The following is an 18,646-nucleotide window of genomic DNA, read 5'->3' as shown; positions in this document are numbered from 1 at the left end:
GGCCAGGGTCCGAGGTCTGCCCTGGCCCTTCTCCTGAAGCGGCGTGCCCGCCCCGACGAGCCGCCAGGACAACGAACCCGGCTCATCAAGACTCAATCCGGCAGCACCACAGCCACGATCCCCGCCAGGTGCGCCAACCGAGCCACCTCAGCCGCCCGGAACATCGGACCCCCGGGCCGCCCCACCAGCAACACCCGGTCCGGCTTCCCCAGCGGCGTGGCCGCCAGCTCCGTCCCCAGCTCCCGCCACGTCGCAGGCACCCACCCCTCCTCCCCGTCGAGCACCGTGGCCCGGGCCAACGGCATCCACGGCAGGTCGAGCCGCTGAATGGTCGGTGCCGCCGTCGAGGCCGCTAACCGGGTGCACTCGGCGCCCTCGGCGCCGACCACCAAGGCCCAGCCCGCGCGGACGATCTTGGGGACGCCCTCGGTGAAGACCTCCAGGCCGTGCTTGGGGTCGGCCGCGACCTCCTCCACCAGCTCCAGCTCCCGGTGGGTGTCGAGCACGCCCGCGTACGGGCGCACGGCGTCCACCTCGACGCCCTCCACGGACTCGGCGGCGGTGATCAGGACGTCGGGGAGCCTGCCGCCGGGCAGCTCCACCACCAGGTCGTCGATGGCGGTGCCGCCGACCCGTTCGACGACGTCGACACTGAGGATGTCGGCGCCGATGGCGCCCAGGGCGGTCGCGACCGCACCCAGGGCGCCTGGGCTGTCCGGGAGCTGGACCCGGATCAGGAACGACAAGGCGAACGCCTCCCGCTACCAAGCTCGGTGCGCGGAACCCTGCCGCCCACGCCCTACGCCGACCGCCGATTGTCGCAGACCACGTAGCCCGCGGCCGGTCGGTGCCCGGCCGCCCGGGGGTCACGGCTTCGCCACCCGGTCTAGCACCCCGGGGCCCTGGTAACAAGCCCGTTCGGGCGGGCTCGGGCCCGGGAATAGACTCGCGTGGTCAGTCTAGGACCGAACGCAGACAACCCCGGGGGTTCGTCGAGTGCCCAGCATCTCCCGCGACGAGGTAGCGCACCTCGCCACACTGGCCCGGTTGGCCGTCACCGAAGAGGAGCTTGACCTGTTCGCCGGGCAGCTCGAGAGGATCGTGCAGGCGGTCGCGAAGGTCAGCCAGGTGGCCGACCAGGACATCCCGCCGATGTCGCACGCGGTCGGGCTGACGAACGTGTTCCGGCGCGACCTGGTCAGCCCCGGCCTGGTCCAGCAGCAGGCGCTCGCCGCGGCCCCTGCCGCGGAGGAGGGCCGCTTCCGCGTGCCCCGCATCCTGGGGGAGGAAGCGTGACCGACCTGATCCGCCTCACCGCGGCCGAGCTGGCCGCCAAGATCCACTCGGGCGAGGTGTCCTCGGTCGAGGCCACCCAGGCCCACCTGGACCGCATCGCCGCGGTCGACCCGGCGGTGCACGCCTTCCTGTACGTCGACGCCGAGCGCGCGCTGCAGGCGGCCAAGGCCGTCGACGAGGAGGTGGCCGCGGGCCGCGCCCCCGTCTCGCCGCTGGCGGGCGTGCCGGTCGCGGTCAAGGACGTCCTGGCCACCCAGGGCTCGCCGACGACCTGCGGCTCCAAGCTGCTCGAGGGCTGGATCCCGCCGTACGACGCGACGGTGACCCGCAAGCTGCTCGAGGCCGGGACCGTCATTCTCGGCAAGACGAACATGGACGAGTTCGCCATGGGCTCGTCCACCGAGAACTCCGCCTACGGGCCCACCCGCAACCCGTGGGACCTCGACCGCATCCCCGGCGGCTCCGGCGGCGGGTCCGCCGCGGCGCTGGCCGCGTTCGAGGCGCCGCTGGCCATCGGCACCGACACCGGCGGCTCCATCCGCCAGCCCGGCGCGATGACCGGCACCGTCGGCGTCAAGCCCACCTACGGCACCGTGTCCCGCTACGGCCTGGTCGCCTACGCCTCGTCGTTCGACCAGGCGGGCCCGTGCGCGCGCACCGTGCTGGACGCGGCGCTGCTGCACGAGGTCATCGCGGGCCACGACCCGATGGACGCCACCTCCGTGGACACCCCCGTGGCGCCCGTGGTCGCCGCCGCCCGGGAGGGCGCCAGGGGCGACCTGTCCGGGGTCCGGGTCGGCGTGGTGCGCGAGCTGGTCGGCGAGGGCCACCAGCCGGGCGTGCTGGCCTCCTTCGAGGCGGCCGTGCGGCAGTTGCGCGACCTGGGCGCGGAGGTCGTGGAGGTCTCCTGCCCCAGCTTCGACCTGGCGCTGGCCGCCTACTACCTGATCGCGCCGAGCGAGGCCTCGTCCAACCTGGCCCGGTTCGACGCGATGCGCTACGGCCTGCGCGTCGGCGACGACGGCGCGCACAGCGCCGAGGAGGTCATGTCGCTGACCCGTGAGGCCGGGTTCGGCCCGGAGGTCAAGCGGCGCATCATCGTCGGCACCTACGCGCTGTCCGCGGGCTACTACGACGCCTACTACGGCTCGGCGCAGAAGGTCCGCACCCTGGTCAGCCGCGACTTCGACGCCGCGTTCGGCCAGGCCGACGTCCTGGTCAGCCCCACCAGCCCGGTCACCGCCTTCCGCATCGGCGAGAAGGTCGACGACCCGGTGGCGATGTACCAGGTCGACCTGTGCACCATCCCGTCGAACATGGCGGGCAACGCCGCCATCAGCGTCCCCAGTGGACTCAGCGACGGGCTGCCGGTCGGCCTGCAGATCTTCTCCCCGGCCTTGCAGGACCACCGCGGCTACAAGGTCGCGGCGGCCTACGAGGCCGCCCGCGACGCCGCGCAGGGCGGCTCGCTCATCCACCGTGTTCCCGAACTGGAGGTCTCGCACTGATGGGTAGCTCGAAGAAGAACAAGGGCGTTTTCGGTCTGCTCGGCGCGGCGGCCTCGGCCACCAGCGCCATCAGCGGTCTGCGCACCGCCAGGGCGGACAACGACAAGCTCGCCCTGGTCAACGCCCTCGGCAGCGCGCTCGTCGCGCTGACCGCCATCCTGATCGCGGTGCGCTCGCTGCGGGGGGACAAGTGACCGCTGTGGCGGAGCTGGTCGACTTCGACGAGGTCGTCGCCACCTACGACCCGGTGCTGGGCCTGGAGGTCCACGTCGAGCTGTCGACCAACACCAAGATGTTCTGCGGCTGCCCCACCACCTTCGGCGGGGAGCCCAACACCCAGGTGTGCCCGGTGTGCCTCGGCCTGCCGGGCGCGCTGCCCGCGGTCAACGGCACGGCGGTGGAGTCGGCGATCCGGATTGGCCTGGCGCTCAACTGCGAGATCGCCGAGTGGTGCCGGTTCGCGCGGAAGAACTACTTCTACCCGGACATGCCCAAGAACTTCCAGACCTCGCAGTACGACGAGCCGATCGCCTTCAACGGCTGGCTCGACGTGACCCTCGACGACGGCGAGGTCGTGCGCGTGGAGATCGAGCGCGCGCACATGGAGGAGGACACCGGCAAGTCCCTGCACGTGGGCGGCGCCACCGGGCGCATCCACGGCGCGAGCCACTCGCTGCTGGACTTCAACCGGGCGGGCGTGCCGCTGGTCGAGATCGTCACCAGGACGATCGAGGGCACCGGCGCGCGCGCCCCCGAGGTCGCCCGCGCCTACGTGCGCACCCTGCGCGAGCTGCTCAAGGCGCTGGACGTCTCCGACGTGCGGATGGACCAGGGCTCACTGCGCTGCGACGCCAACGTCTCGCTGATGCCCAAGGGCGCCACCGAGTTCGGCACCCGCACCGAGACCAAGAACGTCAACTCGCTGCGCAGCGTCGAGCGCGCCGTCCGCCACGAGATGTCCCGGCAGGCGGGCGTGCTGGCCACCGGCGGCTCGATCCGCCAGGAGACCCGCCACTTCGAGGAGGTCTCCGGCACGACCCGCCCGGGGCGGGCGAAGGAGACCTCGGAGGACTACCGGTACTTCCCGGAGCCCGACCTGGTCCCCATCGCCCCGTCGCGGGAGTGGGTCGAGGAGCTGCGCGGCACCCTGCCGGAGCCCCCGGAGGAGCGGCGCAAGCGGGTGCAGGCCGATTGGGGGCTGTCCGACCTGGAGTTGCGCGACCTGGACAACGCGGGCGCCATCGACCTGGTGGCGGCGACCGTGGCTGCTGGGGCTCCGTCGGGGGAGGCTCGTTCCTGGTGGGTGTCGTACCTGTCCCAGGCTGCGAACAGCCGGGGGGTGGAGCTGGGTGACCTGCCGATCTCGCCTGCTCAGGTGGCTTCTGTCATCGGGCTGGTCGCTGCGGGGACCCTGACCAACAAGCTCGCCCGGTCCGTGGTCGACGGGGTGCTCGAGGGTGAGGGCGACCCGGAGCAGGTCATCGAGTCTCGGGGTCTGAAGGTGGTGTCGGATGATTCGGCGCTGCTCGTGGCTGTGGATGAGGCTCTCGCAGGCCAGCCCGACGTGGCGGCGAAGATCCGTGACGGGAAGGTTGCCGCTGCCGGCGCCATCGTGGGTGCGGTGATGAAGGCGACCAAGGGGCAGGCGGATGCCAAGCGGGTTCGCGAGTTGATCCTGGAACGCGTCAACGCTTGAGGGTGCTGGGGCCGGTTCCCTGTGGGTTGGGGGGCCGGCCCTTGTGCTGTGCGGGGGTGCTGGATCGGGTGGTTCTGTGTGGCCGGGGACCCCTACGGCGATCATGTGCGTGAGGGTCAAAAGTGAGGGGAAGGGCACCCTCACGCCCTTCCGAGGCTTGCACATGATCGCCTCCCCCAACCACGCAGAACCACCCGATCCAGCCTTTGGCGGGGATGGCGCTGGGAGACTCGGGTGGGTGATCGGGGGACTGGCTAGTCCACGCCGCCGCCGCCCTGGTTGGGCTCGACGACGATGAGGAGGGCTCGGTCGTCGCTGGAGGCGGGGGTTGCGCCTGGGGTTTTGTTGACTGTGCCGCCCACTGCCAGTTGGGGGCTCAGGATGTCCATGCCGTCGATGCGGCCGAAGCCCTCTTCCGGGTCGTCCATGCTGATGGAGGGGGTGCCGGAGAAGCTGCCGTCCTCCGCCTGGGGGATGTTCTGCAGGTGGCCCGCTGTGGACATGGAGATCCAGAGGGCTTGGCCGGTCGCCACGCAGCCCGCGGCGCCGGGGCGGTCGGGCCACTTCCAGGCGGGGACGGCCAGGGGTTTGCCTGCTTCGACCCTGTAGATGACGTCGGCGGCGGGGGTGCGGTCGGTGACCCAGGTCTGGCGGCCGTCCAGGGAGGCGCACAGGCCTGCGGGGGACACCAGGCCGGTGGCGAGGACGCGGCTGGCGGGGTCGGCGTTGTCGGCTGCGGGGAGGCCGTCGCCGTTGATGCGGAGGACCTTGCCGCTGAGGGAGCCGGGGTCGTTGGCGGCGGCGGGGTCGCCCGCGGTGCCGGTGGCCACGAGCAGGGCGCCGCGGTGGTCGGCGGCGAGGGCGCCCCGGTTGCCGGTGGCGCCGCGGGGGATGCCCGCCAGGACCGGCTTGGGCGTGTCGCCGGGGGCGATGCGCACCACGCGGTTGTCGGTGGGGGTGGTGATGTAGGCGTAGACCAACTGGTCCTCGGCGTAGTTGGGCGACAGGGCCAGGCCGGTCAGGCCGCCGTCGCCGGTGCTGTCGACCGGGATGGTGGCGTACACGGCGGGCTCGGCGCCCTTGCGGACCAGCAGCACCCGGCCGGTGGCGCGCTCGCCGACGAACGCGGCGGGCGCGGCGCCGTCGCCGGGCAGCGCGGCCACCGCCACCAGCGAGTCCAGGCACGTGCCCAGGACGGCGGGGTGGAAGTCCTTGCAGCCGTCCGGGGGCGGGACCGAGGTGCTCGGGGCGGTGTCGCCGCCACCGCCCGGGCCGAGGCCGCGCGGGTCGTCGGGGGCGGGGGGCTCCTGCGGGGTGAGCGACGGCGCCGCGGACCAGTCGGCCGCGGCGGGCTGGTCGTCGATGGTGGCGCACGAGGACAGCAGCAGGGCCGCCGCCGCGAGCGGGGCCGCGAGCACGCGGTTCCCGCGCGGCATACCGGACATGGTCACCGACCCTAGGCCCGCGGTCGTGAACCTCCGGTGAGCGAGGCCCCGCGCGCCCGCTCCACCGCCTCGACCCGGCGCACCAGCGCCCGCAGCTCCTCGACGATCACCTCGGGCGCCTCCAGCGGCATGAAGTGGCTCGTGGGCACCACCCGGGTGCGCGCGTGCGGCAGGCCGGACACCGACTCCACCAGTTGCTTGGGGTCGGCCAGGACGTCGTACTTGCCCGCCAGCGCCGTCACCGGCACGCCCACGCCGGTCAGCTCGCGCCGCGGCACGTCGGCCAGCGCCAGGGCGAGGGTGGCGTACCACCCCGAGTCGTGCCCGAGGAAGCGGCGCACGGCCTTGGCCACCTCGTCGGCGTCGGTCCCGCCGGGCAGCATGAACCCGCTGTGCTGCATCAGCGTCGCCGTCACCCGGTTCACCGGCACCCGGTGCAGTACGGCGTCGACCACCGGGCTGAACGCCCGCACCGTGCGCGCGGTCAGCACCCCCAGCCGCCGCCCCACCGCCCGGGGCGCCCCAGCCACGCCGAGCATCGCGCCGAACAGGTCGCCGGGCACCCCCGCGGCCAGCAGCAGCCCGGACACCCGGTCGGGGTGCAGCGCGGCCAGCTCCGCGGCGACCATCACCCCCATCGACCAGCCCATGACCACGCACCGCTCGACCCCGGCCGCGTCGAGCACGGCGACGGCGTCGGCGACGTGGTCGGCCAGGGCGACGCGGCTCTCGTCGACCGGGCGCGGGGAGCCCAGGGTGCCGCGGTGGTACCAGCTCAGCACCCGCACACCGGACTCCGGCAGCAGCAGCGCGGGCCAGGCCTCGGGCATCGTGCCCAGCCCGGGGCAGAGCAGCACGACCGGCCCCTCGGCATCGGTGTGCCAGCCCAAGACCTGTGTGCCGTCTGCGGACTCGACGGGGTGTTCGCGCACGGTGGCCAAGTGTGCCGCATCCGGCGCGCACATAGTGTGTGTGCTGTGACAATCACCGTTCTGGTGCCCGACGACCACGGGCTGGCCGCGCTCGAGCCGCTGCCGGGGGTGCGGGCGGTCCGCTACGACTCGCTCGAGACCCCGCCACCGGAGGCGGACAGCGCCGAGGTGCTCGTGCCGGGATTCCTCGGCGCGGCCCAGGCCGCCCACCTGTCCGCCATGCCCCGGCTGCGGCTCGTGCAACTGCTCACGGCGGGCGCCGAGACGTGGATCGGCGAGCTGCCCGGGGACGTGCTGCTGTCCACCTGCCGGGGCGCGCACGGCGGCAGCTCGGCCGAGTGGGCCGTGGGGGCGCTGCTGGCGGTCTACCGGGAGTTCGTCGGCTACGCCGGGGACCAGCGCGCGGGCCGGTGGGCCCCGCACGTCACCGACACGCTGCAGGGCAAGCGGGTGCTCGTCGTCGGGGCGGGCGACCTCGGCCGCCAGCTCGAACGGCGGCTGACCGCCTTCGACGCCCACACCACGCTGGTGGCCACCACGGCCAGGCCGGGCGTGCGCGCGCTGTCCGAGCTGCCCGCCCTGCTGCCCGAGCACGACGCCGTGGTGCTGGTGGTGCCGCACACCCGCGCCACCCGGGGCATGGTCGACGCCGAATTCCTCGCCCGGATGCCCGACGGGGCGGTGCTGGTCAACCTCGCCCGCGGCCCGGTCGTCGACACCGGGGCGCTGCTGGCCGAGCTGACCTCGGGCCGGCTGCGGGCCGCGCTCGACGTGACCGACCCCGAGCCGCTGCCCGCCGGGCACCCGCTGTGGTCGGCGCCGGGCCTGCTGCTCACCCCGCACGTGGCGGGCAGCGCGCTCGGGCACCACGAGCGGGCCTGGGCGGTGGCGGCGGGGGAGATCGCGCGATTCGCCGCGGGCGAGCAGCCGCTGAACCTCGTCCGGGGCGATTACTGACGACCTCGCGCATGGTTGGCGCTCGGGCGCGTCGATCAAGCGACGAAGCTCATTCGGCATTCCCGAAACGCGGCGGGAATGCCGAATGGTGATCATGTCATCGATTGGTCGGAATGGGGCCATCGGTGGTTGTCGTCGTACTGTCAGCGACGAGCAGCCCCAAGTCTATGGCGAGCGCGCCGACGAACGAAAGTGTACCGATGATGGCCAGGATCAGCCATACCACGTTCTTGCTCCGACGATAGCCGAATACTGAACAGACGACGGAGACCAGGGCGACCAATGGTGCGGCCAATGGGTAAGAAAAGGTCAGAACTACCGAAAACAAGACCCCCAGGATGCCGCCGAGAATGGCGAACGTCGAGCCGGTGATACTGCTTTGAGCGTCACTCTCGGCGGTATTCATGGTCTCAGCATCCCACATTTTGACGGCGGGGCGACGTTCAGACCGCGGTGGCTAGCGCCTGCCTGCGCGAGTCGGGTCGATGCGACCAAGAGCCTGTTGTGGATCAAGGTTGGTCGGTCGCTCGTGGCGCGGCGGGACCGACTCCGATTCTCGCCGCGCCACCGGTGTGCCGGTGTAGCGCAGGGCGAAGCCGCCACCGGCTCGTTCGGTGCGCACCGACAGCACCGCCGCGGCCAGCATGAGCAGCACGCCGACGTTCTCGGCCAGCTCCTCGGCGTGGTAGGTCAGCACGTAGCGGGGCCCGGTCTCGCCGTCGGCCAGCAGCAGGCCCTGCACGAGTTCCATGCCCAGGGCGGCGGTGAGCAGCAGGGCGAGCCCGGCCACCAGGCACCGGCGGGCCGGACCGCGCAGCCGCGCGGCCAGCAGCAGCATGGCCCCGGCGACGGCCAGACCCGCCAGGGCGCCGGGCACCACCCAGTAGAACGGGAACGAGTCGAACTCGACGAACCGCCTGCCCACGGTGTCCAGGCGCTCGTGCAGCGAGGTGTGGTCGTCCAGCGACAGCAGGGCCAGCACCCCGGCGGCCGCCCACCACGTCCACGCGCCCGGGCGGCCGTCGGCGCGGGCGAGCACCCCCACCCCGGCGAACGCGAGCGCGGTGCCGACCAGCAGCGCTGTGCTCCACCACGTCGGCAGGTTCGACTCCTCCAGCACGTCGAGGTAGAGCCGGATCTCGCCGCGCCCGGTGGTGAGCGGGTGGTCGGTCAGGGCGGGCACGGCCATGCTCGCCAGGCTGAGCAGGGCGGAGAAGCCGAGCAGGAGCGCGATGGCACGGGTGTGCGGGACGGTCATGCCTGCGACGATGCTGTCCGAGTGTGAAGACCGGCCGCTTCCTGGATGAGGGAATCCTCATCCAGGAAGCGGCGTTGGGCACCTGGCGGTGGTCACGCCATCGGAAGACGAGGAATCATCGGGGTGGGGGTAATCGGGTCATTGGTCGGCGGTGGGCTCCGGCATCGTTTAGTGTCCGCCAGGTGAGCACCGATGATTTCCACCGCTCCTCGGACGCGGCCAAGACCGCCGGGAACGGCTACGACACGGTGGCCTACGACACGGGCCCGACGACCGCCTTCGCCGCCCCCGGGGCGGGCGAGGGCCACGACGACGGCGGCTCGTACGCCGACCCAGCGCCCCGGCGGACGCCGCACCAGTGGAACGCGGGCCTGGACCTGGGGCTGCTCGTCCTGCGGGTCACCGTCGGCGCGCTGTTCGTCGCGCACGGGCTGCAGAAGGTCTTCGGCCTGCTCGGCGGCCCCGGCATCAGCGGGTTCGCCGACGCGCTCGGCGGGTACGGCTTCACCCGGCCGACCCTGCTGGCCTGGGTCACCGGCATCACCGAGCTGGGCGCGGGCGCGCTGCTGGTCGTGGGCCTGTTCACCCCGGCCGCGGCCGCGGGCGTGCTCGGGGTGATGGCCAACGCCATCTACGTGAACATCGACTTCGGCGCGTTCGCGGGCGGTGTGGAGAAGGAGGTGGTCTTCGCGGCGGCCGCGTTCGCGCTGCTGTTCACCGGGGCGGGCCGCATCTCCATCGACAAGAACACCCCGTGGTGCCGCAAACCACTGCCCTTCGGCTTCGTGTTCTTGCTCATCGCCGCGGGCCTTTCCGTGGTGACACTCCTGGTGTTGCGCTGAATGGTGTCGCGCTGAACCCCACGGACACGGCGAAGGGGCCGCACCGACATCGGTGCGGCCCCTTCGCCGTTCGTCACTTGCTCGGGTCGCGCACGGCCCCGGTGGAGGCGTCGGTGGCCATCCGGGCGTAGGCCTGCAGCGCCTTGGTCACCGGGCGGTCGCGGTCGACGGGCTGCCACGGGTGCTCGCTGGCGTCCATCTTGGCCCGCCGCTCGGCCAGCACGCTCGCCTCGACCAGCAGTTCCAGCTCCCGGGTGTGCACGTTGATCCGGATGCGGTCGCCGTTGTGCACCAGGCCGATGGCGCCGCCGCCCGCCGCCTCCGGGGAGACGTGGCCGATCGACAGGCCCGAGGAGCCGCCGGAGAAGCGGCCGTCGGTGATCAGCGCGCACTTCTTGCCCAGGCCGGTGCCCTTGAGGTAGGCGGTCGGGTGCAGCATCTCCTGCATGCCCGGCCCGCCCGCGGGGCCCTCGTAGCGCACCACGAGCACGTCGCCGGGCTGGATGACCTTGTTGAGGATGACGCTGACCGCCTCCTCCTGGCTCTCCACCACCCGCGCCGGGCCCTCGAAGGTGAACAGCTCCTCGTCGATGCCCGCGGACTTGATCACCGCGCCGCGCTCGGCCAGGTTGCCGTGCAGGACCGCGAGCCCGCCGTCGGCGGTGTGCGCGTGCTCGACGTCGTGGATGCAGCCGTTGGCGGCGTCGGTGTCCAGCGACGACCAGCGGTTGTTGGTGGAGAACGCCTCGGTGGTCCGCACGCCGCCGGGGGCGGCGTGGAACAGCTCGACGGCCTTCTCCGACGGGTTCGCCGAGCGGATGTCCCACTCGGTGAGCCACTGCTCCAGCGTCGGGGTGTGCACGGAGGTGACGTCGGTGTGCAGCAGCCCGCCGCGCCACAGCTCGCCCAGGATGGCGGGGATGCCACCGGCCCGGTGCACGTCCTCCATGTGGTAGTCGGAGTTCGGCGAGACCTTCGACAGGCACGGCACCCGGCGCGAGATCGCGTCGATGTCGGCCAGGGTGAAGTCGACCTCGCCCTCCTGCGCGGCGGCGAGGATGTGCAGCACGGTGTTCGTCGACCCGCCCATGGCCATGTCCAGCGCCATCGCGTTCTCGAACGCCTTGCGGTTGGCGATGGTGCGCGGCAGCGCGGTCTCGTCGTCCTGCTCGTACCAGCGCTTGCACAGCTCGACCACGGTCGACCCGGCCTGCTCGAACAGCGCCCGGCGGGCGGCGTGGGTGGCCAGGGTCGAGCCGTTGCCCGGCAGCGCCAGGCCCAGCGCCTCGGTGAGGCAGTTCATCGAGTTCGCGGTGAACATGCCCGAGCAGGACCCGCAGGTGGGGCAGGCGGAGATCTCGACCGACCGCAGGCCCGCCTCGTCGACCTCGGCGTTGGCCGAGGCGGAGATGGTCGTGATCAGGTCGGACGAGGGGTGCGCGACGTCGCCGACGACGACCGCCTTGCCCGCCTCCATCGGCCCGCCGGAGACGAACACGACCGGGATGTTGAGCCGCAGCGCGGCGTTGAGCATCCCCGGGGTGATCTTGTCGCAGTTGGAGATGCACACCAGGGCGTCCGCCTGGTGGGCGTTGGCCATGTACTCCACCGCGTCGGCGATGACCTCGCGCGAGGGCAGCGAGTAGAGCATGCCGCTGTGGCCCATCGCGATGCCGTCGTCCACGGCGATGGTGTGGAACTCGCGCGGCACACCGCCCGCCGCGCGCACGCCCTCGGCCACGATGTCGCCGAGGTCGCGCAGGTGCACGTGACCTGGGACGAACTGGGTGTAGGAGTTGGCGATGGCCACGATGGGCTTGCCGAAGTCGCTGTCGGTCATGCCCGTGGCACGCCACAGGGACCTTGCTCCGGCGGCGTTGCGGCCGTGGGTGGTGGTGCGGGAGCGCAGCGCTGGCACGGCTCCTCCAGGATCTTTTCGATGACTCGGTGACGGCTCGGGAGGACGGCGTCCGGGGGGTGTGGTGGTTCGCCCGGGAGTCGTCCGGCGGGGAGCGGTGCCCCCAGGCTACTCCGGCTTGGCCGCCGGGTCGCCCGACTCGGCCCCGACCTGCGGTTCCCCGGCGGTTTCCGACTCCGCAGCCGGGGTCACCGGCCGCTCCCCGCCCTCGGTCGGGTCCGGGACCAGGCCCCGGCTGATGACCGACAGCGCGGGCACGTGCCTGGTGCGCACGTGCGGGAGGGCGACCTCGGGCCGGGGGTCGGAGTCGGCGGCGAGCACGGCGAGCACCGTGCCCTTGCCGGTCAGCCGCAGCCCGGCCAGCTCCGACCAGGCGATCCGCCGCGACCCGCGCAGGCCGCGGACGGTGAGCCCGTCGGCGTCGGCCACGGTCCGCACCCAGATCACCCAGACGATGATGGCCAGCGGGACCAGGTAGACCAGCCACAGGAACGGCGCGCCGAACGCGACCGGTGTGGCGCAGATCGCCAGCAGCAGCGCGGCGAGCACCGCCACGCCGGGGACGCGGAACACGAGACGGGTCGGGACCTGCTGATCAGCCACCCCAAGATGGTGCACCCGTGGCCCCCGCCACTCGCCCCCGGGTCCCACGGACGGGTCCAAGATCCGGGATGGGCGTCCCGCAGAGTTGACGCTCCACTGCGAACGAACTACCGTCGCCCTCGTGCCCGCCCAGCTCACCCTCGTACTTCCGCCGCGCGTTCGCTGCTGACGGAAGACCAGCCCGCACCGAACGCGCGACCCTCGTGCGACCCATCGTGGTCGGCGGGGGTTTTTTCGTGCCCTGAGCCAGAAGCCACCCGCGTCCGACACCAGCGACCGACGACCCACGAGGCAGCCCGATGACCAGCGCAACACCCCGGCCGACGGCCGCGGCGAACCCCGCCACCGCGCACGCCCCCCGCCCCAAGCCCACCCCGCCCACCGGCACGCCGGTGCGGGTGACCGGCGCGCAGTCGCTCGTCCGCTCGCTCGAGGCGGTCGGGGCGGAGGTCGTCTTCGGCATCCCCGGCGGCACCATCCTCCCCGCCTACGACCCGCTGCTGGACTCGACCAAGGTCCGCCACGTCCTGGTCCGCCACGAGCAGGGCGCGGGCCACGCGGCCACCGGCTACGCCCAGGCCACCGGCAAGGTCGGCGTGTGCATGGCCACCTCGGGCCCCGGCGCGACGAACCTGGTCACCCCGCTGGCCGACGCCAACATGGACTCGGTCCCGGTCGTGGCCATCACCGGCCAGCAGAGCCGGGCGCTGATCGGCACCGACGCCTTCCAGGAAGCCGACATCTGCGGCATCACGATGCCGGTCACCAAGCACAACTTCCTGGTCACCGACCCGATCGACATCCCGCGCACGATCGCCGAGGCGTTCCACCTGGCCAAGACCGGCCGCCCCGGCCCGGTCCTGGTCGACATCCCCAAGGACGTGCTGCAGGAGACCACCTCCTTCACCTGGCCGCCGGAGCTGCGCCTGCCCGGGTACCGCCCGACCACGCGCCCGCACGGCAAGCAGGTCCGCGAGGCCGCCAAGCTCATCCGCGCCGCCAAGCGCCCGGTGCTCTACGTCGGCGGCGGCGTGATCAAGGCGGACGCGTCGGCGGAGCTGCTGGCGCTGGCCGAGCTGACCGGCATCCCGGTCGTCACCACGCTGATGGCGCGCGGGGCGTTCCCCGACTCGCACAAGCAGAACCTGGGCATGCCCGGCATGCACGGCACCGTCCCCGCGGTCGGCGCCATGCAGCGCTCGGACCTGCTGATCGCCCTCGGCGCCCGCTTCGACGACCGGGTCACCGGCACGCTGAGCAGCTTCGCCCCGGACGCGCAGGTCGTGCACGCCGACATCGACCCGGCCGAGATCTCCAAGAACCGCCGCGCCGACGTGCCGATCGTGGGCGACTGCAAGGAGATCATCACCGAGCTGATCGCCGCCGTGCAGGCCGAGGCCGAGCCCGCCGCGGACCTGGCGCCCTGGTGGGCCACCCTCGACGAGTGGCGCCGGACCTTCCCGCTGGGCTACGAGTGGCCCGACGACGGCACCCTGTCGCCGCAGTACGTCATCGAGCGCATCGGCGCCATCGCGGGCCCGGAGGCGGTCTACACCGCCGGGGTCGGCCAGCACCAGATGTGGGCGGCCCAGCACGTCCGCTACGAGAACCCGCGCACCTGGCTCAACTCCGGCGGCCTGGGCACCATGGGCTACGCCGTCCCCGCCGCGATGGGCGCCAAGTTCGGCCGCCCGGAGGCGGTGGTGTGGGCCATCGACGGCGACGGCTGCTTCCAGATGACCAACCAGGAGCTGGCCACCTGCGCGATCGAGGGCGCGCCGATCAAGGTCGCGGTCATCAACAACGGCAACCTGGGCATGGTCCGCCAGTGGCAGAACCTGTTCTACTCGGAGCGCTACTCCCAGACCGACCTCGGCACGCACAAGCACCGCATCCCGGACTTCACGCTGCTGGCCGAGGCGCTGGGCTGCGCGGGCCTGCGCTGCGAGACCAAGGAGGACGTCGACTCGGTCATCCAGCGCGCGATGGAGATCAACGACCGCCCGGTCGTCATCGACTTCGTCGTCGGCGCGGACGCCCAGGTGTGGCCGATGGTCGCGGCCGGGACCGGCAATTCCGAGATCATGGCCGCCCGCGGCATCCGCCCGCTCTTCGACGAGGTGTAAGAGATCATGACCACCCACACCCTGAGCGTCCTGGTCGAGAACAAGCCCGGCGTCCTCGCCCGCGTCGCAGGCCTGTTCTCCCGGCGCGGCTTCAACATCGAGTCGCTGGCCGTCGGCCTGACCGAGAACCCGGAGATCTCGCGCATGACGATCGTCGTCGCGGTCGACGAGCTGCCGCTGGAGCAGGTGACCAAGCAGCTCAACAAGCTCGTCAACGTCATCAAGATCGTGGAGCTGGAGCAGCCCGCGGCCGTGCAGCGCGAGCTGCTGCTGGTCAAGGTCCGCGCCGACGCCACCGTGCGCAGCCAGGTCCTCGAGACCGTGCAGCTCTTCCGCGCCAAGGTCGTCGACGTCTCCCCGGAGGCGCTGACCATCGAGGCCACCGGCAACCGGGACAAGATCGAGGCGCTGCTGCGCATGCTCGAGCCCTACGGTGTCCGCGAGATGGTGCAGTCGGGCATGGTCGCCATCGGCCGTGGCCCGCGCAGCATCACCGCGACCGCCGTCCGCTAACCGCTTTTCCACGTAGTTCCACCGAAGGGAAGTACAGAGCACCATGTCCGTCGAGATCTTCTACGACTCCGACGCCGACCTGAGCATCATCCAGGGTCGCAAGGTCGCCGTCATCGGCTACGGCAGCCAGGGCCACGCGCACGCGCTGAGCCTGCGCGACTCCGGTGTGGACGTCCGGATCGGCCTGCCCGAGGGCTCCAAGTCCAAGGCCAAGGCCGAGGAGCAGGGCCTGCGCGTGCTCACCCCGGCCGAGGCCTCCGCCGAGGCCGACCTGATCATGATCCTGGCGCCGGACACCAAGCAGCGCTTCATCTACGCCGACGACATCGAGCCGAACCTCAAAGACGGCGACGCCATCTTCTTCGGCCACGGTTTCAACATCCGGTACGACCTGATCAAGCCCCCGGCCAACGTGGACGTGGCCATGGTCGCGCCGAAGGGCCCCGGCCACCTCGTGCGCCGCCAGTTCGTCGACGGCAAGGGCGTCCCGGCGCTCATCGCCGTGCACCAGGACGCCACCGGCGGCGCGCAGGCGCTGGCGCTGTCCTACGCGGCCGCCATCGGTGGCGCGCGCGCGGGCGTCATCAAGACGACCTTCACCGAGGAGACCGAGACCGACCTGTTCGGCGAGCAGGCCGTGCTCTGCGGCGGCGCGTCCGCCCTGGTGCAGACCGGTTTCGAGGTGCTGACCGAGGCGGGCTACGCCCCGGAGATCGCCTACTTCGAGGTGCTGCACGAGCTCAAGCTCATCGTCGACCTGATGTACGAGGGCGGCATCGCCCGCCAGCGCTACTCCATCTCCGACACCGCCGAGTACGGCGACCTCACCCGCGGGCCGCGCGTCATCACGCCCGCGGTGAAGGCGGAGATGAAGAAGATCCTGGGCGAGATCCAGGACGGCACCTTCGCGCGGGAGTGGGTGGCTGAGGACGAGAACGGGCGAGCCAACTACCGCAAGTTGCAGGAGCAGGGAGAGGCGCACCCGATCGAGGAGACCGGGAAGAAGCTGCGTGGGCTGATGTCGTGGGTCGACCGGCCGCTGACTGACACCGCGTGAGTTCTTGACTGGTGAGGCCCCGCGACGGGTGGTTGTCGCGGGGCCTTGCTTGTGGCTGAGTGGGGCCTGTCCCGTGGGGCCACGGAGCTACGGGCGGCCAGGATTGGGTCGAGGCAGGTCTTGTGGGTGGGGTGTGGTTGGCGGGGCGGGGCTCAGAAGTCCGGGGTGACGCGCAGGGTGATCAGGGCTTCGGGGGCCAGTTCCGGTTGGAACGAGTAGCCGGGGAAGCCGCCCCAGGCGATGGACTCGCGGAGGTACTCCACGAGGGTGATGCCCGGTTTGCCCGCCACGCCGAGCAGCACGGCGTCCGCGCTCAGCGACGGCAGCTCGATGTCGTGGGTGCCGCCGGGGACGTTGGCCTTGTGCAGCTCGTCGGGGGCCAGGGGGAACCGGCCCAGGCCCGCGTCGCCGCCCATCTCCTCGTCGAGGACGTAGGCGACCTGGTAGGAGCTGGGCAGGCACAGCGGGTCGGGGAAGTCCGGGCCCGGCGGTGCGCTCGTCGGCACCGGCTCCTGGTGGTAGGTGAGGAACAGCAGGTCGCAGTCGCCCGCGAACCACACCTCGCCCACCCGGCGCAGGCAGGCCTCCACCGACAGCGGCAGCCCGCCGATCCGCTCCACCAGCGTGTCGACCACGTCGTTGTCGTCCTCGGTGGGCGGCTGGTGCGGCGGCACGAGCCGGTCGGAGGAGACCCACCCCAGCTCCGGCAGCGCCGCGGCCACCCGCGACACGTGCTGGGCCACGCGATCCATCGTCTCCTCGGCCACCGCGGCCGCGTCCTCGAGCAGTTCGTCCGGCACGGGCCCGAGGCGGTGCAGTTCCCCCCACACCGCCACGTGCTCCCCGCGGAGGTACCGGCTGTAGTAGGAGGTCACCCGCGTACGCTACTGAGCGCGACCGGGCGGGCGCGGCAGCGACACGACCCGCCCCAGACCCCAGTGGAGAAGGCCCGATGGACAGCGCCCCCATCTACGACGACAAGGCCGAGGTCCGCGGCCGCTTGGACCTCAGCACCGCGGACTGGCAGCGCGCCGCCGACCCGGACGCCGACCCCGACGGCGAGTACGTCGAGATCGCCTTCGTCCCGCACACCGACGGCAACACCTACATCGCCATGCGCAACAGCAAGCACACCGGCCCGGACGACACCGTGCTGGTGTTCACCGAGTCCGAGTGGGACGCTTTCGTCGCCGGGGCGAAGGCAGGGGAGTTCGACGAGCCCTGGTGAGCCGGGGGCTCGCTCGAGCGCAGACGTGGGGGGAACGAGGTGCCCGACCAACGCCCGGTGTGGGTGACGCCGGAGGAACTAGCGGCGCGGGGTGACAACGCCGGGAGGGACGCGGCGGGCGCGGACCCGTGGACCCTGCCGGAGGAGGTCCCGCCGGTGGGCGGGCGCGCTGGGGCGCTGCCCGCCGACTTCGGGGGGAGTGGGGGACACTCGGGGAACCTGGTGCTCCCTGTCGCGCCCGGCGAGCAGTCGCGGCCCGCTCCCGGTGGCGACGACCCGGCGTGGCCGAGCCCCGGTGGGGTGCGGCCTGGCGGTGATGCGGGCCAGCCCGGTCCCGGTCCGACCCGCACCGCCGCCGACCCACCGCCGTCCGCTCCTGGTCCACCGCGGCCCGCTTCGAGGTCAGCACAGTCCGACCCAGGTCTAATGCGGTCTGCTCTTGGTCCAGCGCAGTCCGCTTCAGGCGTGGCGCAGTCCGCTCCGGGGTCAGCGCAGCCCGCTCTGGGACAATCTGATCCAGGTCTGGTGCGGTCTGTCCCTGGTCCAGCGCAGTCCGCCCCGGACCTGGCCTGGTCTGTTCCTGGTCCAGCGCAATCTGTTCCGAGCCCAGCGCAGCCTGCTCCGGGCCAGGGTCAGCCCGCTCCGAGCGCAGCGGGGCCTGCCCTCGACCCAGCGCGTCTCACCCCGGGCCCGACGCGACCCACTCCCGTCTCGCCCCAGGCTGCTCCCGGTCCGACCCAGTCCGGCCCCGCGCAGCCCACACGGCCGGCAGACCCCGCTTGGACGCGAGAGGACCCCGCCGAGGCCCAACGGCAAGCCCCGCACCAGCCCCAACCAGCCGCCCCCAACCAGCCCCCGCCGCGTCCAGGCGCAAACCCAGGCCCGCACCCAACACCACCGCAGCAACACCAGTGGCCAAACGGCGACTCCACCCGATCACGCACCGGTGCCCACCAGCCGCAGCCACCCCAACGCCCCGACAACGCCCCCTTGCGCTCCCCGAATGCCCCCAACCGATCGCAGCCACAGCAGACGACCGGCGACCCCACCCGCCTGCCGACCGGCCCCGCCCCGGCGCAGCCACACAGCCACAGTGGCCCGAACCACCCACAACCCGCCCCGAACCAGCGCACCGACGGCGGCCACGGTTCGCCACGGACCGGTTCCCGCCCTGAGCAGCATGGCGACGGCGGTTCTGCCCGCCCTTTGGGGGGCTCTGCCCCGCTTGTGATCCAGCCTGCCGATGGGGGCCATGGCCAGTCGCGGC

18 protein-coding genes are annotated in these 18,646 nt (G+C 72.4%); 10 read left to right on the top strand and 8 right to left on the bottom strand.

The window, feature by feature from the left end; all coding sequences use genetic code 11:
- Positions 1–92: 92 nt before the first annotated feature.
- A complete protein-coding gene (locus GCL84_RS01220) occupies positions 93–746 on the bottom strand; it encodes an ACT domain-containing protein (protein ID WP_156753442.1) in 654 nt (217 codons plus the stop codon).
- 250 nt (positions 747–996) lie between these two features.
- Here GCL84_RS01220 and gatC point away from each other — a divergent pair, with 250 nt between their 5' ends.
- Genes gatC through gatB form a run of 4 tightly spaced genes read left to right on the top strand, consistent with a single transcriptional unit; the run spans position 997 to position 4,500 of the window.
- Entirely contained in the window at positions 997–1,296 is a 300-nt protein-coding gene (gatC, locus tag GCL84_RS01215; RefSeq protein ID WP_156753441.1) for an Asp-tRNA(Asn)/Glu-tRNA(Gln) amidotransferase subunit GatC, read from the top strand.
- Positions 1,293–2,804 (top strand): Asp-tRNA(Asn)/Glu-tRNA(Gln) amidotransferase subunit GatA, encoded by a 1,512-nt coding sequence (gene gatA / locus GCL84_RS01210; RefSeq protein WP_156753440.1) that lies wholly within the window; start codon positions 1,293–1,295, stop codon positions 2,802–2,804. Before gatC ends, gatA begins: the two co-directional genes overlap by 4 nt.
- The gene (locus GCL84_RS01205; protein ID WP_156753439.1) at positions 2,804–2,998 is read left to right on the top strand and encodes a hypothetical protein; all 195 of its coding nucleotides are present in this window, start codon (positions 2,804–2,806) and stop codon (positions 2,996–2,998) included. The genes gatA and GCL84_RS01205 overlap by 1 nt, the downstream gene beginning before the upstream one ends.
- Complete coding sequence (gatB, locus tag GCL84_RS01200) at positions 2,995–4,500, top strand: Asp-tRNA(Asn)/Glu-tRNA(Gln) amidotransferase subunit GatB (RefSeq protein ID WP_156753438.1); 1,506 nt, start codon at positions 2,995–2,997, stop codon at positions 4,498–4,500. Before GCL84_RS01205 ends, gatB begins: the two co-directional genes overlap by 4 nt.
- A gap of 254 nt (positions 4,501–4,754) precedes the next feature.
- Here gatB and GCL84_RS01195 read toward each other — a convergent pair whose 3' ends face one another.
- Both GCL84_RS01195 and GCL84_RS01190 read right to left on the bottom strand, forming a co-directional pair.
- Positions 4,755–5,936 (bottom strand): PQQ-dependent sugar dehydrogenase, encoded by a 1,182-nt coding sequence (locus tag GCL84_RS01195; RefSeq protein WP_235925912.1) that lies wholly within the window; start codon positions 5,934–5,936, stop codon positions 4,755–4,757.
- A gap of 20 nt (positions 5,937–5,956) precedes the next feature.
- The gene (locus GCL84_RS01190) at positions 5,957–6,877 is read right to left on the bottom strand and encodes an alpha/beta fold hydrolase (protein WP_235925911.1); all 921 of its coding nucleotides are present in this window, start codon (positions 6,875–6,877) and stop codon (positions 5,957–5,959) included.
- 45 nt (positions 6,878–6,922) lie between these two features.
- Between GCL84_RS01190 and GCL84_RS01185 the strand changes: the two genes are divergently transcribed.
- Entirely contained in the window at positions 6,923–7,834 is a 912-nt protein-coding gene (locus GCL84_RS01185; protein WP_407924347.1) for a 2-hydroxyacid dehydrogenase, read from the top strand.
- Positions 7,835–7,931: 97 nt separating this feature from the next.
- Here GCL84_RS01185 and GCL84_RS01180 read toward each other — a convergent pair whose 3' ends face one another.
- Both GCL84_RS01180 and GCL84_RS01175 read right to left on the bottom strand, forming a co-directional pair.
- Positions 7,932–8,240, bottom strand: a complete 309-nt coding sequence (locus GCL84_RS01180; RefSeq protein ID WP_156753434.1) for a hypothetical protein — start codon at positions 8,238–8,240, stop codon at positions 7,932–7,934.
- A 51-nt stretch (positions 8,241–8,291) separates the two neighbouring features.
- Positions 8,292–9,092, bottom strand: a complete 801-nt coding sequence (locus GCL84_RS01175; protein WP_156753433.1) for a hypothetical protein — start codon at positions 9,090–9,092, stop codon at positions 8,292–8,294.
- A gap of 182 nt (positions 9,093–9,274) precedes the next feature.
- Between GCL84_RS01175 and GCL84_RS01170 the strand changes: the two genes are divergently transcribed.
- Positions 9,275–9,934 (top strand): DoxX family protein, encoded by a 660-nt coding sequence (locus GCL84_RS01170; RefSeq protein WP_235925910.1) that lies wholly within the window; start codon positions 9,275–9,277, stop codon positions 9,932–9,934.
- Positions 9,935–10,007: 73 nt separating this feature from the next.
- Here GCL84_RS01170 and ilvD read toward each other — a convergent pair whose 3' ends face one another.
- Together ilvD and GCL84_RS01160 are read right to left on the bottom strand one after the other, a co-directional pair.
- The gene (gene ilvD / locus GCL84_RS01165; RefSeq protein ID WP_156753432.1) at positions 10,008–11,852 is read right to left on the bottom strand and encodes a dihydroxy-acid dehydratase; all 1,845 of its coding nucleotides are present in this window, start codon (positions 11,850–11,852) and stop codon (positions 10,008–10,010) included.
- 108 nt (positions 11,853–11,960) lie between these two features.
- Positions 11,961–12,455: a PH domain-containing protein gene (locus tag GCL84_RS01160; RefSeq protein ID WP_156753431.1), complete on the bottom strand. Its 495-nt coding sequence runs from the start codon at positions 12,453–12,455 to the stop codon at positions 11,961–11,963.
- A gap of 299 nt (positions 12,456–12,754) precedes the next feature.
- On the opposite strand from GCL84_RS01160, the gene GCL84_RS01155 reads away from it, so the two are divergent.
- Genes GCL84_RS01155 through ilvC form a run of 3 tightly spaced genes read left to right on the top strand, consistent with a single transcriptional unit; the run spans position 12,755 to position 16,151 of the window.
- Positions 12,755–14,581 (top strand): acetolactate synthase large subunit, encoded by a 1,827-nt coding sequence (locus GCL84_RS01155; protein ID WP_156753430.1) that lies wholly within the window; start codon positions 12,755–12,757, stop codon positions 14,579–14,581.
- Positions 14,582–14,587: 6 nt separating this feature from the next.
- Positions 14,588–15,094 carry an acetolactate synthase small subunit gene (gene ilvN / locus GCL84_RS01150; protein ID WP_156753429.1) on the top strand — a complete coding sequence of 169 codons (507 nt, stop codon included), beginning with the start codon at positions 14,588–14,590 and terminating at the stop codon, positions 15,092–15,094.
- A gap of 43 nt (positions 15,095–15,137) precedes the next feature.
- Positions 15,138–16,151 (top strand): ketol-acid reductoisomerase, encoded by a 1,014-nt coding sequence (gene ilvC / locus GCL84_RS01145; protein ID WP_156753428.1) that lies wholly within the window; start codon positions 15,138–15,140, stop codon positions 16,149–16,151.
- A 152-nt stretch (positions 16,152–16,303) separates the two neighbouring features.
- Here the strand turns inward: ilvC and GCL84_RS01140 are convergent, their stop codons facing one another.
- Positions 16,304–17,026 carry a hypothetical protein gene (locus GCL84_RS01140; protein WP_156753427.1) on the bottom strand — a complete coding sequence of 241 codons (723 nt, stop codon included), beginning with the start codon at positions 17,024–17,026 and terminating at the stop codon, positions 16,304–16,306.
- A gap of 77 nt (positions 17,027–17,103) precedes the next feature.
- Between GCL84_RS01140 and GCL84_RS01135 the strand changes: the two genes are divergently transcribed.
- Positions 17,104–17,379 (top strand): DUF397 domain-containing protein, encoded by a 276-nt coding sequence (locus GCL84_RS01135; RefSeq protein ID WP_156753426.1) that lies wholly within the window; start codon positions 17,104–17,106, stop codon positions 17,377–17,379.
- The last annotated feature ends 1,267 nt before the right edge of the window (positions 17,380–18,646 follow it).

It is taken from the genome of Actinokineospora pegani (genome assembly GCF_009745975.1).
GTDB lineage: Bacteria > Actinomycetota > Actinomycetes > Mycobacteriales > Pseudonocardiaceae > Actinokineospora > Actinokineospora pegani.
Note: the sequence above shows the minus strand (reverse complement) of the source record. Positions and strands in the feature narration are given on the sequence as shown.

What these genes read in the sequence shown, in the direction of transcription:
- GCL84_RS01205 (WP_156753439.1), top strand. Translation starts at nt 2,804, where the DNA reads ATGGGTAGCTCGAAGAAGAACAAGGGCGTTTTCGGTCTGCTCGGCGCG.
- GCL84_RS01195 (WP_235925912.1), bottom strand. Translation starts at nt 5,936, where the DNA reads ATGCCGCGCGGGAACCGCGTGCTCGCGGCCCCGCTCGCGGCGGCGGCC.
- GCL84_RS01180 (WP_156753434.1), bottom strand. Translation starts at nt 8,240, where the DNA reads ATGAATACCGCCGAGAGTGACGCTCAAAGCAGTATCACCGGCTCGACG.
- GCL84_RS01175 (WP_156753433.1), bottom strand. Translation starts at nt 9,092, where the DNA reads ATGACCGTCCCGCACACCCGTGCCATCGCGCTCCTGCTCGGCTTCTCC.
- GCL84_RS01155 (WP_156753430.1), top strand. Translation starts at nt 12,755, where the DNA reads ATGACCAGCGCAACACCCCGGCCGACGGCCGCGGCGAACCCCGCCACC.
- ilvN (WP_156753429.1), top strand. Translation starts at nt 14,588, where the DNA reads ATGACCACCCACACCCTGAGCGTCCTGGTCGAGAACAAGCCCGGCGTC.
- ilvC (WP_156753428.1), top strand. Translation starts at nt 15,138, where the DNA reads ATGTCCGTCGAGATCTTCTACGACTCCGACGCCGACCTGAGCATCATC.
- GCL84_RS01135 (WP_156753426.1), top strand. Translation starts at nt 17,104, where the DNA reads ATGGACAGCGCCCCCATCTACGACGACAAGGCCGAGGTCCGCGGCCGC.